The 16,318-nt window shown below is 63.5% G+C and carries 17 protein-coding genes and 1 riboswitch; of the genes, 9 read left to right on the forward strand and 8 right to left on the reverse strand.

Annotated elements, in window-relative coordinates; all coding sequences use genetic code 11:
• Positions 1-246 precede the first annotated feature (246 nt).
• Positions 247-912 carry a DUF2510 domain-containing protein gene (locus CXY78_RS22020; RefSeq protein WP_369827223.1) on the forward strand — a complete coding sequence of 222 codons (666 nt, stop codon included), beginning with the start codon at positions 247-249 and terminating at the stop codon, positions 910-912.
• 62 nt (positions 913-974) lie between these two features.
• On the opposite strand, the gene CXY78_RS01785 is transcribed toward CXY78_RS22020, so the two are convergent.
• The 4 genes from CXY78_RS01785 to CXY78_RS01800 all read right to left on the reverse strand — a co-directional run bounded on the left by CXY78_RS01785 (position 975) and on the right by CXY78_RS01800 (position 3,017).
• A complete protein-coding gene (locus CXY78_RS01785; RefSeq protein WP_104087767.1) occupies positions 975-1,355 on the reverse strand; it encodes a hypothetical protein in 381 nt (126 codons plus the stop codon).
• A gap of 60 nt (positions 1,356-1,415) precedes the next feature.
• A complete protein-coding gene (locus tag CXY78_RS01790) occupies positions 1,416-1,778 on the reverse strand; it encodes a single-stranded DNA-binding protein (protein WP_104087769.1) in 363 nt (120 codons plus the stop codon).
• 437 nt (positions 1,779-2,215) lie between these two features.
• Positions 2,216-2,644 carry a hypothetical protein gene (locus CXY78_RS01795; RefSeq protein WP_104087770.1) on the reverse strand — a complete coding sequence of 143 codons (429 nt, stop codon included), beginning with the start codon at positions 2,642-2,644 and terminating at the stop codon, positions 2,216-2,218.
• A gap of 163 nt (positions 2,645-2,807) precedes the next feature.
• Positions 2,808-3,017, reverse strand: a complete 210-nt coding sequence (locus CXY78_RS01800) for an AlpA family transcriptional regulator (protein ID WP_104087772.1) — start codon at positions 3,015-3,017, stop codon at positions 2,808-2,810.
• Positions 3,018-3,804: 787 nt separating this feature from the next.
• On the opposite strand from CXY78_RS01800, the gene CXY78_RS01810 reads away from it, so the two are divergent.
• A complete protein-coding gene (locus CXY78_RS01810) occupies positions 3,805-4,398 on the forward strand; it encodes a helix-turn-helix domain-containing protein (protein ID WP_104087775.1) in 594 nt (197 codons plus the stop codon).
• A 379-nt stretch (positions 4,399-4,777) separates the two neighbouring features.
• A complete protein-coding gene (locus tag CXY78_RS01815) occupies positions 4,778-5,254 on the forward strand; it encodes an HAD domain-containing protein (RefSeq protein ID WP_104087776.1) in 477 nt (158 codons plus the stop codon).
• A gap of 4 nt (positions 5,255-5,258) precedes the next feature.
• Here CXY78_RS01815 and CXY78_RS01820 read toward each other — a convergent pair whose 3' ends face one another.
• Positions 5,259-5,582, reverse strand: coding sequence for a multidrug efflux SMR transporter (locus tag CXY78_RS01820; RefSeq protein ID WP_092341947.1), 324 nt, complete (start codon positions 5,580-5,582; stop codon positions 5,259-5,261).
• Positions 5,583-5,593: 11 nt separating this feature from the next.
• Positions 5,594-5,657, reverse strand: a riboswitch (guanidine-III (ykkC-III) riboswitch).
• Between the two features lie 31 nt (positions 5,658-5,688).
• On the opposite strand from CXY78_RS01820, the gene CXY78_RS20920 reads away from it, so the two are divergent.
• Positions 5,689-5,859, forward strand: a complete 171-nt coding sequence (locus CXY78_RS20920; protein ID WP_158252760.1) for a hypothetical protein — start codon at positions 5,689-5,691, stop codon at positions 5,857-5,859.
• On the opposite strand, the gene CXY78_RS01825 is transcribed toward CXY78_RS20920, so the two are convergent.
• The gene (locus CXY78_RS01825) at positions 5,856-6,905 is read right to left on the reverse strand and encodes a dipeptidase (RefSeq protein ID WP_092341948.1); all 1,050 of its coding nucleotides are present in this window, start codon (positions 6,903-6,905) and stop codon (positions 5,856-5,858) included. The two genes, CXY78_RS20920 and CXY78_RS01825, sit on opposite strands and share 4 nt — an antisense overlap.
• Positions 6,906-7,385: 480 nt before the next feature.
• On the opposite strand from CXY78_RS01825, the gene CXY78_RS01830 reads away from it, so the two are divergent.
• The 5 genes from CXY78_RS01830 (at position 7,386) to CXY78_RS01850 (ending at position 13,557) form a co-directional block, all read left to right on the forward strand.
• Entirely contained in the window at positions 7,386-8,933 is a 1,548-nt protein-coding gene (locus tag CXY78_RS01830; RefSeq protein WP_104087778.1) for a sugar transferase, read from the forward strand.
• A gap of 1 nt (position 8,934) precedes the next feature.
• A complete protein-coding gene (locus tag CXY78_RS01835) occupies positions 8,935-10,188 on the forward strand; it encodes a DUF1972 domain-containing protein (RefSeq protein ID WP_199181862.1) in 1,254 nt (417 codons plus the stop codon).
• Entirely contained in the window at positions 10,185-10,958 is a 774-nt protein-coding gene (locus CXY78_RS01840) for a CDP-alcohol phosphatidyltransferase family protein (RefSeq protein WP_104087779.1), read from the forward strand. The genes CXY78_RS01835 and CXY78_RS01840 overlap by 4 nt, the downstream gene beginning before the upstream one ends.
• 128 nt (positions 10,959-11,086) lie before the next feature.
• Positions 11,087-12,553, forward strand: coding sequence for a polysaccharide biosynthesis tyrosine autokinase (locus tag CXY78_RS01845; protein ID WP_092341951.1), 1,467 nt, complete (start codon positions 11,087-11,089; stop codon positions 12,551-12,553).
• Positions 12,554-12,606: 53 nt separating this feature from the next.
• On the forward strand, positions 12,607-13,557 hold the full coding sequence (locus CXY78_RS01850; protein WP_140425627.1) for a hypothetical protein: 951 nt from the start codon (positions 12,607-12,609) through the stop codon (positions 13,555-13,557).
• A 41-nt stretch (positions 13,558-13,598) separates the two neighbouring features.
• Here CXY78_RS01850 and CXY78_RS01855 read toward each other — a convergent pair whose 3' ends face one another.
• Positions 13,599-14,687 (reverse strand): glycosyltransferase, encoded by a 1,089-nt coding sequence (locus CXY78_RS01855; RefSeq protein WP_104087782.1) that lies wholly within the window; start codon positions 14,685-14,687, stop codon positions 13,599-13,601.
• A 22-nt stretch (positions 14,688-14,709) separates the two neighbouring features.
• A complete protein-coding gene (locus CXY78_RS01860; RefSeq protein WP_233206052.1) occupies positions 14,710-16,224 on the reverse strand; it encodes a PKD domain-containing protein in 1,515 nt (504 codons plus the stop codon).
• Between the last annotated feature and the right edge of the window lie 94 nt (positions 16,225-16,318).

The following is a 16,318-nucleotide window of genomic DNA, read 5'->3' on the forward strand; positions in this document are numbered from 1 at the left end:
AAGCGAGCGCAGCGAGGGGGCGGCGGTGGGACAGGGAAAGAGACCCCTTACCTATTCGTTTACCTATTCGCTGCCGGTGAATAGGTAAACGAATACCCGCGCCGTTGCTCGTCTCTCGGCGAAGCCACAAAATTCATCTTGAGCGGCTCCGCATCGACCGCCACATCCGCAACCGTGGGGCTCACGCAGAGCACCATTGAAGCCAGTGGGAACCCCACTAACTGGGGCAGTCACCAGATCGCCAGCATGCGTCGGGTGGCCCATGCTGGATGGGTGACCGCCTCGCCAAATAACCCATCAGCGGGCTGGTATCCCGACCCAAGAGGCGACGAGGCTGAGCGTTACTGGGACGGTGCAAACTGGACCGCCTATGCGCGGCCGGCTGGAAGTTCTGCCGCGCCTGTAGGTCTGGCGCAGTCTCCTGTTCTGCCTGCGGTAACTCTGCCCAGTGTAAGGACCGGGCCCGGGTGCCTGGCGCTAACCGTTTGGATCATCGTGGGGGCAGCGGTCATTGCCATCGTTATTGCATTCGCTACCGCGCTCAGCTCTCCAGACTCGACGTCGTCCCGCTCTTCAGATACACGGGCAATTCCCGCAGAGCCCCCGGCCCCAGCGCCGGCGTTACGCGCTACCTACTTTGTGGAAGGAACAGCCTCCTCGGCGAGCATCACAGCGTCGCTAGGGACGGGGACAGAGCAACACGACGTCAAGCTGCCGATGACGAACACAGATGGCGAAATCGGCGTGAGTCACACCACTGCCCCGGGCGCTTTCCTATATATCTCGGTCCAGAATCGAGGCGACCGCGGGACTGTGACGTGCAAGATTACCGTTGATGGAGTTACCGTCTCCGAAAACACGTCGAGTGGTGCGTACGGAATAGCGAGCTGCGACTATTCGATGCCGCGTTAGCGCTAGAACCACTCACGCATCGATCTGTTAGCCCTTCTCGGGAGATCAGAGTCTCCCTGCATTTACAGCTGCGGGAACTTCTTGATGCTGTCGAACCAGCGGACGACGCTGTTGGCGTTGTGGGCTTGCATGAGGGCATCTTCGACGATGCCGGCGAATTGGGCGGCATCGCGGAGGCCGAGTTCGGCACGGGCGACTCCAGGTGCGCAGCCGGCGCCGCAACCGTCTTCACCGTTGTACTCGAGGCCGTCGATGACGGTGCTGTGCCAGTTGGCGAGCTGGTCGTAAACCTGGCCCAGCGAGCGCTGGGTCACGGTCAAGCATCCCAGCAGCAGATAGGAGTCGGAGGGCCGGTCGATCGCTCGAGTCGCGTGAGCCAGGCTGCGTGCGACGTCGGCCAGCTCGTTCGCCCAGCTGATCAGTTCGCTGTCATGGTCGTTCATGGTGGTGCTCCTTCACGAGATGTTGTGGGTGGGCCGCGCGTGCGGTCTACCCACAGACGGTTATTCGGTGTCGGGCTTGGAGTTGCGGCGCACGGTGGCGACGGCCCAGTTGAGGTCGGGTCCGACGTTGGCGGCGTCGATGACGCGTCCGTATTGGCGTGACTGGTCGTCGCCCCAGCTGTCGGTGTGTTCACGGCCAACAACGATCACGGGGTCACCTTTGTGCAGGGTTGCGGCGACGTTCTGGCCGAGCTCGAACTGGGCTTCCACGAAGTGAGTGGTTGCGGCGTCGTGGGCGAGCCATTTGCCGCCGCGGTATTCACCGGTGTTTTCGATGACGCGCAGCTTGGTGATCTGGATGCTGCCTGCTGTGACGACCTCGGGGTCCAGAGCCAGGTTGCCGATGATGGTGCGTGTGGTCATGAGTGCTTCTCCTTCGATGGGTGTGGTGCGTTGACTTGCGGTGGGATGTCGGTGGCTTTGATTCTTCGACCAACTGTTTTTTGTGCCGTCCGGCGAGAGAAATCGAGAGGGAGCGAGAGCGCCCTGAGTGCACTGAATCTCTGACGAAATAAGGGAGCCTGCGACCGTGTCTGAGAATCTGGGAACGGTGGCGCGTAGCCAGCTACAGTGATCGGCCGGACAGGTCACAAATTGTGTTTTACGCGGTGTCGCATCGAGCCATTTATGGCTGCGATCGAGGGGCAGTCGGCGGGCGTTTGAGGCAAGTTATCCACAGGCGCTTCTCGCGCGCGCGTACTGTTAATATTTTGTTTGTCCTGTTAGTACTGTTAGGGGGGCCGGTCAGCGGCCCCCTATAGGGCCAGATCTGGCCCCCTATCGGTACGCTAAACGGCCCCCTACGGGGGCCGCTCACCGGCCCCCAAACCTCCGCGCCGAAGCATCGGAATGACGTTGGTCTCGTACCGTCGGTGACCGCCCGGTTTTCTGCTGTCGACGAGCAGATTGAACTCGGCGTTGTGGCCGCGATAGCCGGAGCTGACTCGCTCGATAGCGCCGCTGGCGACGAGTTCGGCAATCGCCCGTTTGACCGAATGATGCGCAGACTCTGATCCGTTGTCGGGGGCCAGATAGCCCAAGGCGATCGCCGATGATTCGCGGGATGCGAAGTACCGGCGCGGCGGTTGATTGCCGGGGTTGTCGGTGTCGTCCCAGCTTTCCAGAGCCATGTGCAGCAGCAACCGGGTCGCCGCGTGCCCCAGACCCAAACGTGCAGCTGCAAGAACCGCGCCCTTCGCCGCATAGAGGCCCACAGTGCTCTCACCCACCAGGTCGGGTGCGAAGCGTTGCGAGATGGCAGAATTTCAGTACTCTGGTCACAGATCAGATCCTTTTCGGGTGTTCGATCCTTGCCCCGGGGTGCAACCCGGGGCTTTTTCTTTGATCTGCCGCCGGCGGTCGTTCTCGTCGCTCGCAGCAGGATTTGCGGCCTCACCGCGCCACGAGAGCGCGTTCGCCCGTCTGTGTCTGCGCGCTCGCCTCGACCCAGGCGACCACTTCGGATCGCTTGTACAAGACCTTCTTCGGCGTCGGCTTGTAGAACCGTGGTCCCCGACCCAGGTAGCGCAGGTGGGCCAGCCCGCCGACGGTCAGTCCGGTGAGTTCGGCGACGACGACGGGGAGGATGAATTCTTCAGTCATGATTACGTCCCTTCGGTGACACGAGACACTCATTGCTTCGTGTTGCGATCACAATAAAACGCTTTTCGCTGTTTGACAAGGACCAATAGCTGTACGGTGTCGGCATGACAGGTTTTGTGCGGCAGTCCNCGGCAGTCCGGAATCGGCGAGCGGATCCAAGCCATCCGCAAACGGCACGGTATTCGCTCCGCCAAGGACCTCGCCGAGCTGATGCCAGGCGGCAACGTCACCGAAGCGATCCTGCAAAACCTCGAAGCCGGCCGCAAGCAAGACCTCTCGGTCAGCCAACTCCTGAACATCTCCCACGCCCTACGAGTCCCGCCTGTCTTTCTGCTGGCACCAATTGGTCGTCCCCATGACCAACTGGACCTGGTCAACCTCAGCGACACGTTCGAGGGCATGACCGTCGCAGAGTTCGACGCCTGGATCTCCGGTGAAACCGACGGCGCCTACCGGTGGCGAGACCTGACCGAGCGCACGGAACGCTCCCAGCTCGAGGCCATGCGAGAACTCATCGCCAGCCTGCGGGAACGCAGACGCCTCACCATCAACGCGTCCATCGAGGCAGAGCTCACCCCCGCGGGCGAAGCCACCGTCGAACCCCCGATCTGGGATACCACCAAGGAACAACTTACCGAGGCAAACCGGCGAATTGAACAGCTCAGCACCTACCTTGCCGATACGGGGTGGGACCTCGAAGGCTGGGCCCAGTAACCACTGAGGCTAGGCCAAAGCATTGCCGCGTGGGAGCCGCAGAGAACTGGCCCGCGAGTTGTACTCTGTGCGCGTGACGAACTTTCTGGCGCAAGTTGGGATCGGCAACCGCCTCCAGGCGATCCGCAAACAGCATGGCATCCATTCGGCACGAGCCTTGGCCGACCTCATCCCCGGCGACAACGTCACCGAAGCTGTCGTGCAAAACATCGAGGCCGGTCGGAAGCACGACCTCCCAGTGAGTCAACTCCTCAACATCGCCAAAGCACTTCGAGTTCCGCCGATTTTCTTACTCGCGCCAATCGCCCGACCCCTGGCTGCCTTGGATGTCGCCAACCTCAGCCCTAGCTTTGATGGCATGACCGTAGTCGAGTTCGACGCTTGGATTTCGGGCGAACCCGAAGGCGCATATCGGTGGGCAACCGCCGATGAACGTCACGAACGTATAGAGCTGCAAGCGATGCGGGAGCTCCACGCGCAGCTGCGCGAACGCAGGCGATTAGCCACCAGGCGCGAAATCGAACACACGACCGATGCATCAGCTAGTGCTTCCGACGCGTCCCGAACGACTGAGGACAATATCAGCGAGGTGGAGCAGCGCATCGCTCAGTTACGTTCTTATCTCGTCTCCGCAGGCTGGGACCTCGCGGAACCAGAAACGTTCTAGCAAACAGTGAGTAATTTCAATTTCGGAATAGCACCGCGGCTCGACCAAAGCTGGTCTTCACCGTGAACACATTTTGAACACATTTGTATGAAAGTGACGTCGTTCCACGGGCGTCTGAGTCATTCAAAAAGCCCGAAATTATAGGGAATTCTACGAGTTGGGCAGCAGACTGTAGCGATCTGTTTTGACTGAAAATCGAAAGGTCACCGGATCGACGCCGGTCGGGGCCACCACCGCCACTCCCTAGGAAACTCACTTGTGAGTAACTCGGGGAGTGGCCTTTTTTTATGCTCGCCACTCTCACTCGACAACTTTGGGGGGTGTGGCGGGGTCGCAACCGCTCAAAGTTGTCCAGTGAGCGGCCAGCTAGGCTCGAATGATGACCACGCGCACCGTTCTGATCCTGCTCGACGTCGACGACGTGCTCAACCCGCGGGTCGTCAACCAGAGGCTTGTGCTCGATCCACCCCGCGCAGAACTGGTGCGGCGGCTGGCCAAACTCGGATCCATCGTGTGGGCTACCACCTGGTCGCCGACACACACGTTTCACCTGACCCGGGATCTTGGCTTATCGTCGGACACCGAGGGCATCGCTTTTCCGCGCAATCTGAACTTCGACCCGTCAGCGCCCGCACCCACCGCGAAGCTGCACTGGGTCGCCCGCTGGCTGGCCAGGCAGGATCCGCAGCCCGACGCGGTGATCTGGATCGACGATATCCTGCGCCACGATGCCGTCGGCTGGGCCGACGCGCAGGCGCGGCCCACACTCCTGGTGCAGCCCGAGATGGACATCGGGCTCACGGCCGCGCACGTCGACGATGTGCGGCACTTCATCGAGGGCCTCGCTTCGTCCTGAGTGTTCAGTGCGCGCCGTCGACGAGCTTGAGCCCGACGATGCAGCCGATCAGGCCGAGCAGCAGGGCGATCTTCAGCCAGGACACGCTCGCATCCCCCGTGACCATCGCCCAGGTGACCGTGAGTGCCGCTCCGATGCCGACCCAGACGGCATAAGCCGTGCCGATCGGAATCTCCCGCATCGCCCAGGCCAGGCCGGTCATGCTGAGCGCGAGTGCCCCGCCGAAGATGACGGTCGGCCACAACTTGGTGAACCCCTCGGATTTACCAAGCGCCGTCGCCCAGACCGCTTCCAGAACTCCGGACACAATAAGCAGAATCCACGACATGACTAATACTCCTCGGCCAGTCTTGTCTTGTGCCGGGTACTGATCCGTCGTCCGGGGCCGCGCATCGCGACCTGCTTCGACCTTAGGCACAACCACTGTGCAAACGATGTGCAGAACCGCGTCCCGCCTCGAAACGGATGCCGCGGCATCCGTTTCGCGCGCCCGTCTGCTGCGCAGGCTGTCGTTTTCTGCTCGCGCGAGTGGCCGGCCAGCAGCGCAAGCAATCAGCGACAGCTGTTGCATCATTGCACCGCGCAGCCGCGGCTACGGCGGCTAGGCCACGAACGCCCGGTAGGCCGCATCGTTTGCGCGCAGTACGCGCAGCACGTTCTCGGAGCCGAGCTTGGCGAGTTCGGCGTCGGTCCAGCCGCGCCGCTCGAGCTCGGTGAACAGGTTGGGGTAGTCCGCCACGGTGGCGAGCCCGACTGGCATGTCCGGGCAGCCGTCGAAGTCGCCACCGAGACCGATGTGATCGACTCCGGCCACGCTTCGGGCGTGCTCCACATGGTCAGCAACGTGCGCCACGGTGATCTGCGGCTTCTCCGCCACCGAACCGTTGTCTTCCCAGCGTCGATAGTCGGCCGAGATGAAGGCCGGCACGAAGGTGATCATCTGAACGCCGCCGTTGGCGGCGAGCTGACTGAGAATCGCATCGGGCACGTTGCGAGGGTGCGGGTTCAGGGCATAGCACGAAGAGTGGCTGAAGAGAACGGGGAGCGTTGAGGCATCGAGGGCGTCCTGCATGGTGGCAGCCGAAACATGGGACAGGTCGACCATCATTCCGATGCGGTTCATCTCGGCGATGACGACCCGGCCACGCTCGTTGATGCCGTCGTGGGTCACCTCGCCGGCAGCCGCGTCGGCCCACTCGGTTGACGAGTTCCAGGTGAGCGTCATATAACGCACGCCCAACCGGGCGTACTCGCGCAGTACCGCGAGAGAGTTGTTCATCTGGTTGCCGCCCTCAACCCCGAGGAGCGATGCAATTTTTCCGCCGTGCCGTGCACGCTCAACGTCGTCGGCGGTGACGGCCCGCTCGAAATCGTCGGGGTAGGCGGCAATCAGGCGGTGAATAAAGTCGATCTGCTCCAGCGTCGCCTGCACCGAATCGGTGCCCTCAAGGTCGGTGTGCACCCACACCGACCAGAACTGCCCCTGCACACCTCCGCGCCGTAATTTGGGGACATCCGTTTGCAAATGATTGCGGGCAGAATCCTGCTCGGAGTCCAGCCCGGCAACGGAATAGTCTCTATGCTCGCGGCATGCCCAGGCGAGGTCGTTATGCCCGTCAATAACGTCAAATTTCGGTTTTCTTACGGTCATGTGAACTCTTCCCGGCAATCGGTGCGAAATACCAGCCTAGGACCCTCACCATCGGGCATTTAATGCGCTCGAGCCGGTTTGCCCCCTGGCAGTGCCTGCCTGATTTCTACCCGCAATTCCGGGCCTGACAGGGACGTCGGCCGCTCTCAGGGTGAACACGCCCAAATAGGTCCCCCCATACAGGGCATTTTGACCCCCATTGAGGTTACAGCGCCGCCGACTTGAAACGGGGTAGTCTCTGCCAGTAAGTTGCTGAGAAAGAATCATCTTCATCCGCCGCGCCCCATCGAACGACAAGTGCCAGCATCGCCGCCTTGTCACTATGACCACCTGTTCCTGTAAACCCGACTGCAGGGAATGAAAACGTGACATTTATTCCACCCCGCCGAACCACCCCCAGAACCCGCGACACGCGCCCTCGCACCACAACCACGACGACACCCGGCACCACTTCCAGTTCGATCGCAGGGGGAATGACGCATGAGTGAATCAGATTCGCCCGCCTCTTTCCCGCAATCCCTGCCCCTTCGGCGTACCGCCAAACTCCGACTCGTTGACCAGACAGCGTCCGCGCCGGCCGACATCGCGGTGGACACCCCCTCGTCAGGGCTGATTTGGGCTCGGCGGTACCGCACCAAGCTGCGACTGACCGATGTCGTAGTCATTATTCTCGCGGTCGGTAGCGCACTGGTCTTTCGGTTCGGCGTGGACGGCATTCCGGCCGTTCCTGGATCGTTCAGCGCCAACTACTGGCTCGTGTCGCTGCTCATCGTGGCGACCTGGCTCACAACCCTCGAGCTCTTCCATACCAGGGACTCCCGCGTCGTGGGTGTTGGAGCGAGCGAGTACAAACAGGTCATCAACGCCAGCGCCGTGACCTTCGGCATGCTGGCCATCGTTTTTCTGATCGTTCACATCGATATCGCCCGGCTCTATTTCGTGCTGGCGCTTCCTATCGGAATTGTTGCGCTCGTTCTCGAACGGTGGCTGTGGCGCAAGTGGCTGCTGCACCAGCGCAGGTTCGGCCACTACCTCTCCCGCGTGATCGTCGTCGGCAATCGCGACGACGTGGAATACGTGGTCAGCCAGATCGACACCAAGTCCGGAGCCGCGTACTACATCGTCGGCGCAGCTCTGGAAGACGGCATTGGTGACGAGATCTCGGCCGGCGAACGCATAGTGCCGATCGTGTCCGATTTCGAGCATGTCGCCGCGGCGGCCGCTGCCATGGGCGTCGACACGGTCATCGTTGCTGGGCAGCCCAGCGGCGGCAGTTCCTACATTCGCAACCTGGGTTGGGACCTCGAGGGCACCTCCGCGGAGCTTGTTCTGTCGAGCCGGCTAACGGATGTCGCTGGTCCCCGCATCCACTTTCGTCCGGTCGACGGCCTCCCGCTGATCCATGTCGAAATCCCCCGGTTCGAGGGGGGCCGCCACGCCCTCAAGCGCACTCTGGACATCGTAACGACGGCTGCCGCGATCGTGTTCTTGCTGCCCGTGCTCGCCGTGATCGCCGTACTCATCAAACTCGACAGCCCGGGCCCGGTCCTCTTTCGGCAGGAACGGTGCGGCCGCAACGGACAGACCTTCCGCATGATCAAATTCCGCTCGATGGTGCAGACCGCTGAGGACGACCTGGCTGGCCTGCTCGACCAGAACGAGGCATCCGGGGTGCTGTTCAAGATTCGCAATGACCCTCGGATCACCAAGATCGGCCGCGTGCTGCGCAAGTACTCGCTCGATGAGCTGCCTCAGCTGTGGAATATCTTCGTTGGCGAGATGAGCTTGGTCGGGCCACGCCCGCCGCTGCCCGAAGAAGTTCAGGTCTACGAAACCCACGTGCACCGCCGCCTGTACATCAAGCCCGGCCTGACCGGCATGTGGCAGGTCAACGGGCGATCCAATCTCAGCTGGGAAGACAGCGTCCGGCTCGACCTGTACTACGTCGAGAACTGGTCCCTGACCGGCGACCTGATGATCATTTGGCGCACCTTTAAGACCGTCATTCAACCAGTAGGGGCATATTGACATGACCGCGGGCATCGAACACACTGCGCCCACCAGCCACCGGCGTCTGAGCATCGCAATGATCGGTACCCGAGGCGTTCCCGCAGCCTACGGCGGTTTTGAAACCGCCGTCGAGGAGATTGGTCGGCGACTCGTTGACCGCGGCCACGACGTGACCGTCTATTGTCGCCGCACGACCCAGCCGGTGCCGAAAGAGTACCTCGGCATGAAACTGGTCGAGCTGCCGGCGCTGCGCCACAAGATTCTCGAGACCCTGAGCCACACCGGGTTGTCGGTTCTGCACGCGACCCTGCACCGTCCGGCCGATGTCGCGTTCGTGTTCAATGCCGCCAACGCTCCGTTCGTTCCGCTGCTGCGCCTGCGCGGCATCCCGAGCGTCGTGCACGTCGACGGACTCGAATGGAAGCGCGACAAATGGGGCGGCGCCGGTCGCCGCTACTACCGCTGGGCCGAGGAAGTCTCGGTGCGCGAAGCGGATGCCCTCATCGCCGACGCGCAGGGAATCGTCGACTACTACTGGGACGAGTTTTCCATCCCGACCGAACTGATCTCCTACGGCACCCGAATTCTGCACGACACCCCGACTGATCGGCTCGCCGAACTCGGACTCCGCCCCGGCGGCTACCACCTCGTCGTCGCCCGGTTTGAACCGGAAAACCACGTCGACATCATTGTCGAGGGATATCGCGCGAGCGACGCGCGCCTCCCGCTGGTTGTCGTTGGCTCAGCGCCCTACGCGGCCGTCCACACCAACCGCATCAGTGACTTGGCCACATCCGATTCCCGCATTCGCATGCTGGGCAGTGTGTGGGACCAGAATCAGCTGGACCAGCTCTATACGCACGCCGCCACCTACGTGCACGGCCACTCGGTGGGCGGTACGAATCCGTCGCTGCTGCGGGCGATGGGTGCCGGAACCAAGGTCATCGCGTGGGACGTCGTGTTCAATCGTGAGGTCCTCGGCAGCGATGGCGCCTACTTCTCGCGGGCCGATTCTCTCAGTGGCCTGATCGAAGATTCCGAGCTGAACCCCGAGCAGGTCGCCGCGGTCGCGGCGGCGCTGCAACAGCGGGCCGAGCAGTTGTACAACTGGGACAGCGTCGCGGCCAGCTACGAAAGACTCGCTCGGCGGGTGGCCGTAGGCTACAGCACCCATCACCAGAGCAGCGGCCGGGCTGGAGTCTCAACGTGGAGCCTTCCCGACGGCATGAAACGCCAACCGTCAACCGCACCGTCCAGGGGGATCACCTCATGACCAGTACCCCGGCCCACGCCACTGCCTCGACGGAAACGTACTTTGACACCGTGCGTCGTTTGTCGTCCGCCCAGAAGACGGCGGCCCGCGGTGCCCCGCCCTACTCCGTCTATGTCAACCGCCGGGTTGGTCGCTACCTCGCGGCGGGCGCGTTTCGCTTAGGCCTGACTCCGAACAACGTCACGGCGATCAGTGCCGGCTTCACGTTCTGCGCGATCGGGCTGCTCGCGATCGGTGAGCCCAGTTGGTGGCTTGGACTCGTCGTGTGGCTGTTGCTGGCCATCGGGTACGCCTTCGACTCGGCCGACGGCCAAGTCGCGCGTCTGCGTGGTGGAGGCTCCCCCTCGGGCGAATGGCTCGACCACGTCGTTGACTCCATCAAGATCTCAACGCTGCACCTCGCGGTGCTCATCACGATGTTCACGCACTTTCCTCTGTCGAGCTCGATCTCGCTGCTCGTGCCGATCGGGTTTGCGGCCGTGGCCGCCGTGTCGTTCTTCGCCATGATCCTGAACGATCTGCTCAAAGCCAAGCACGCGCCAACGGCCGCCCTCTCCACTGCCCCCCGCACCGTGGTGCGGTCGCTTCTTGGTCTTCCCACCGACTACGGTGTGCTTTGCCTCTCCTTCGTGCTGCTGGGCGCTCCGTTGGCCTTTTTCGGCTTGTATACCCTTCTCTTTGTCGCCAACGCGCTGTATCTCGCACTGGCGCTGGGTAAATGGTTTCGCGACATGACAGCGCTGGGTCGAGTGGACGTCGCGCGACCGTAGTCAGGCATCCGCTGCCCTCAGGCGCCAGCTCTGCCGTGTGCCCCCTTCTGGGGATGCTCCCTCCCGCATTCAGAGGTGAGTTTTGGTCAGCTTGATTGTAGTGTGGGCGCAACCGGACGGAGAATGCTGTGGAACCAATCGACTATCTGAGGACCATCACGAGACGGTGGCTGCTCATTGTCATCGTGGGCATCCTCGGTGGGGCAGCCGGGTGGGGCTACGCGGCCACCCTGCCAGCCCAGTATCAGGCCACGAACAGCGTGTTCGTCACGAGCGATCGAGGTGAGACCACGAGCGAACTTCTGCAAACGTCGACGTTCACGCAGAACCTCGTGCAGTCCTACGCACAGTTGGCGACGACGCCGACAGTGCTCGACCCGGTCATCAGCCGGCTCGGGTTGAACGTCTCCAGCCAGGCCCTCGCCGCGCGCGTGAGCGCCGTCACTCCCCTGAACACGGTATTCATCAATATCACCGTCACCAGTCGGTCGGCCCAGCAGTCCGTCGACCTGGCCGACGCAGTTTCCCAGTCGCTCGCCAACACGGTCGAGAGCCTGGCCCCGAAGGGCCCCGATAACCTGCCGTCGATCACGGTCAAGACCGTCTCGCCCGCGCAGCTCCCCGGCGGTCCGTTCGCACCGAATACGCAGCTCATAGTTCTGACCGGCCTCCTGCTCGGGTTCGGCCTGGGCGTGCTGTATGCCCTGGCCCGTGAGGTGTTCGACACCCGGGTGAGTACGGAAAAGGACCTCGACCGGGTCTCCTCCGATCCGCTGCTGGGTATGGTCGGCTACAAACGCAGAAGCGACCCGGCCGGTCTGGTGATGCGGGTCATGCCGCACAGCGCACTCGCTGAGTCGTACCGCCGGGTGCGGGCCAACCTGGAATTCATCGACGTGGACCGCCCGCCGCGCAGCGCTGTCGTCACGTCGGCGGTCTCCAGGGATGGAAAATCCACCACAGCGATCAACCTGGCCCTCGCCATGGCTGAACGGTCGTCGCGCGTACTCCTGATCGATGCCGACCTTCGACGTCCGTCGATTGCCGAGCTCTGCGACCTCGAAGGCGACGTGGGCCTCACCACCATCCTGCTCGGCGATGTCGGGCCCGAGGACGCCATCGTGCGCTGGTCGGACGGCCTCGACGTGCTGCCATCCGGCGCCGTACCGCCCAACCCCGGGCAGGTACTCGGTTCGGACGCGATGAAGACCCTGATGAAGACCCTGCTGCAGGACTACGACTTCATCGTCATTGATTCCCCGCCCCTGCTTCCAGCAACGGATGCCCTCGGCCTGTCTCACCTCACCGATGGCGCCATCGTCGTTGCCCGGTACAAGTCGACCACCCGCCAGCAGCTCGCCACCACTCTCGAGTCCCTCGAAGCGGTCAATGCGCGCATTCTGGGCATCGTCCTCAACCAGGTGCGCGAGCGCCGGGCCGAGGTCTACTACGGCCCGCTCGCCGCGGTAACCGGCCCGAGCGTGCCACCATCGGTGCCAGCCAACCGGGTCACGGCCACGCGGGCACCGCGCACATCCTTCGACGAAGCTGGCCGCCGCAACTCGCGGTCGTCGGAATCGACGCGGTCGTCGTAGTGCGGGTCCTCCAGTCGTTTCCGGAGGGTCGATCCACCACCAATCCTTACCTTGTGCAACTCGACCGGGGACTGCGCGAGCACGTTCAGGTCGACGGTTTCTCCTGGTGGCGCGCCCTGACGGCACCGTACGACGTGTTCCATGTGCATTGGCCGGAGATTCTGCTGCAGGGGCGCACTCCCGCGCGTGCGCTCGCGCGGCGAGTGCTGTTTTCGCTCCTGCTGACGCGGCTGCGGTTGCGGAGCACCGCGGTGGTGCGCACCCTGCACAACCTGCGCAGTCACGAAATGCAATCCCCGCGTGACCGGCGACTGATGGAGCTCTTCGACCGCCGCACGACCGTGTGGATTCGGCTCAATTCCTTCACGCCGGTGCCGGCTGGCGCCCTCGAACGCACCATATCGCACGGCGACTATCGCGACTGGTTCGCCCAATACCCGAGCCCGCCGACCGTTCCCGGCCGCGTTTTGTATTTCGGACTGATCCGCCCCTATAAAGGAATCGACACGTTGATCAGCGCGTTCAGCACCGAAACGGATGCCGCCGCCTCAGCCGCGACCCTGCGAATCGTCGGTGCACCCCAGACCCCCCAACTTGCCCACAATCTCGAGTCTCTAGCTGCCGCCGACTCACGCATCACGTTCAGCTTCGGGTACGCGAGCGATGCGGCCCTGTCGCGCGAGATCGGAGAGGCCGAATTGGTCGTGCTCCCTTATCAAGAGATGCACAATTCGGGGGCCGCTATTCTGGCCCTGTCGCTGTGCCGCCCGGTCCTGGTGCCACAGAACAGCGTGACCGATGCCCTGGCGAGCGAAGCGGGCGGTGACTGGGTATCGACCTACCCCGGCGCGCTCTCCGCTCAGAACCTCAAAAACGCGGTCGCTGCCGCACGGCGCCGACACGACACCGAGCGTCCAGACCTCTCGGCCCGAGCCTGGCCGGCCGGTCTGGCCGCGCACCTGGAAGCCTATGAGTGCGCAGTGCGCGCCGCTCGATCGCGCTAACCGATCGCACTGACCGATCGCGCAGACCGATTCGACGGGGGCTAGCTCGCCCCGGCGAACAACCAGGCGTCGGCGGCCAGCCGCCCGTCAACGGCCGGAAGATCGGCCGCCAGGCTGGCAGCAGTTGCGCCCCCGCGCTTCTGCAGGGCGTGCACCACGGAATCCGCCAACGCAGACGAGGGAGCCCCTGGCGCGACCACGTCATGCCCGTGCTCGCTGAGCCACCCGGCCAGGCCGGTTTCCGAGGTGGTCACGATGTTGCACCCGTGCGCGAGGCCCTCCACAATGGGCAGGCCAATTTGCTCCCGCCAGGTGGCGGTCGGCTGCGAAAGAAGGGCGAGAACACTGGCGCCGCGCAGGTGCCGGTGTATCTCACTCCGCGGTGGGTCGATAACCAGCGCGATCGTGGGGTCCTGCTCCGCCGCCTGGCGCGCCCGGTCCTCGAGTGCCCCTTTCCCGATGATGGTCAGGCGGGCGGTCGGGACCCGAGCGGTGACGCTTGGCCAGGCCTCGAGCAGGTCGAGAAAACCCTTGCGGGCCACGAGTGCTCCGAGAAAGACCACGCGCGGCTCGTTTGGACCGTCACCGGCGGGGCAGGTACAGGGCGCTGGCAACGCCGGAATCACGGTGGTCGTGAGTCCCCCGGGCCGGTGGCGCATGGCGCTCCCGTAGGTGACCCTCGCTGCATCCGTTCCAAAGGCGATTCGATCGGTGTGTCGCCAGACGAACCGCGACAGACGGCTGGTGGCGAAGCGTCGCAGTTGTCCCTCTCCTCCGACCGGGCGCCGAAGCGGATTCGAATTCTCCATGGCGTAGCTGACAATTGTCGCGCCGGGGCCACCGAGCAGCGACCTCGCCCGCAACCCAATGATGGCCAGCGAGCTGCCCCACACGCTCGAGAGCATCAGCGGTTCATTGATCTCCAGCGTCGTCACCTCCGACCGGGCCAGCAGCCAGGCAGCCCGCACTGGCGCGGCTTGAATAACCGTGAGTCCATCGACGAGGGATTCCTGAAAGTCATACCTTTTGACCCGAAAGAGAATGGTGGCCTCCGGCAGCAGATGCGCGCGTTCGAGATAGGCGCTGCGCAACGTTCGATACAGCCTCGCCCGCGAGGTCACGATGTGCATCAAGTCAGTCCTCTGGTCGCCATTAGTGCGATGGTTCAGCAATCAGATCGTCGAAGGTCGCGGTCATCGGGCTCAAGGTTGCCGACGCGCTGACGTAGAAGGCGAGTCCGATTGAGCCGGCCTGCTGGAGCGCAGCGGTAGAATCCGTCGCGCTCACCTGCCACGCCTCGGGAACAGCATCCCCCAGCTTCCACACCATGGCCTTGAGGGTTGTCGGCGAAGTGCCGGTCACCTGCAGTCGGAGTTTCAGCTGGTCGCCCGCCGCATAGCTGAGCCCAGGGACCGTCAAGTACTTCAGACTCGTCGCCCCACGCATCAGCTGCACCTGCACCGCCCCCGACGCGAGCAGTTTCGCGCGGGCCCGGTAGTCATTGCCCTCCACCCGATGCCCGATGGCCGACAGGTAGGTACCACCGCCGGTCACGGCCTGTTGCGTCCCCATGCTCACGGTCAGGTCGGTATCAACGGATGTCGCACCAGGGAGGTAGGCGTTGACCGTCTGACCGGCTGCTGCCTGAAGCTTACCCACACCGTCACCGACCGAATAGTTCGCCGTTGACCCCGTCGTGGTCCACGGCCCAGCGATATCGGCCGAGCCCAGGCCCCTCGTGATCGTGCGGCCGAAGGCATCCCCGGCGAACGCCGTGATCGGCGGCGCCGGTGGGTCGGTGGCCACAATGGTCTGCGTGTCGCTGGCGGTCGCGCCGGCGGTGTCGGTGACCGTGAGCACGACCTCGTACATTCCCGCACCGGGGTAGGTGTGCGTTGCCGTTGCAGTCGCCGCCCTTTCGGTCGTTCCATCGCCCCAGGCCCAGGCATACTGTGCGTTGACCGCGCCCCCGTCTGGCTGACCGGTCCAGGTGCCGAGGGCGCCGTTGGACGTCGCGAACGAGGCCGTCATGGTGCGGGATTGACCGCTGGCGACGGTGAACGTTCCCCCCGCGTAAACCGTGTTCCCGAAGATTCCCAACGCCTTGACCTGGGCATTTACTACCGGCTTCCAGGACGAGACCAGGGCGCCCGTACCGGTGTCGAAGGCCGCCAGTCGGAAACGAGTTTCTGAACCGACCTTGGTGAAGCCTCCTCCGGCGTACACTCGAGTGCCGTCGGCGGAGGCGACCAGGGCACGAACAGCCCCGTTGACGTTGGGATTGAACGAGGTGATCAGTTTTCCGGTGGTGAGGTTGTAGGCGAGCAGGTTGTTGCGCACGACTTCATTGACGCCGCGGGCAGAACCAGCCGGCCGGGACCGGGTGAATTCCCCGCCGACGTAGACGGTGTCCCCCACAATCAGCTGCGCCCAGACCACGCCGTTGATCTGCGTGGTCGGCAGCGAATCGGCAGAAACCGTCACCGGAGTGGCGGCATCGGCCGGGGCAGAATCGGCCAGCGCAACCGAGGGGGCGCTGAGAACCGCGGCGACCACGGCCACGACCGTGGCGAGCCCGACCCAGCCCGCCCGTGCCAAACGGGCCAGGCGCGGGCTGGGATTGTCCGCAACAGAACGGCGCGGAAGAACGAACACGGGAGTAGCCACCAGGAGGCCTCACTTAGGGTTTGGACCGCAGCCTTCGAGTAGCTACCGCACTAATTCGCAGTATATTGAATCTTTGTCATTTATAACTGCCCCC

It is taken from the genome of Cryobacterium sp. N19 (assembly GCF_002929595.1).
Classification (GTDB): domain Bacteria; phylum Actinomycetota; class Actinomycetes; order Actinomycetales; family Microbacteriaceae; genus Cryobacterium; species Cryobacterium flavum.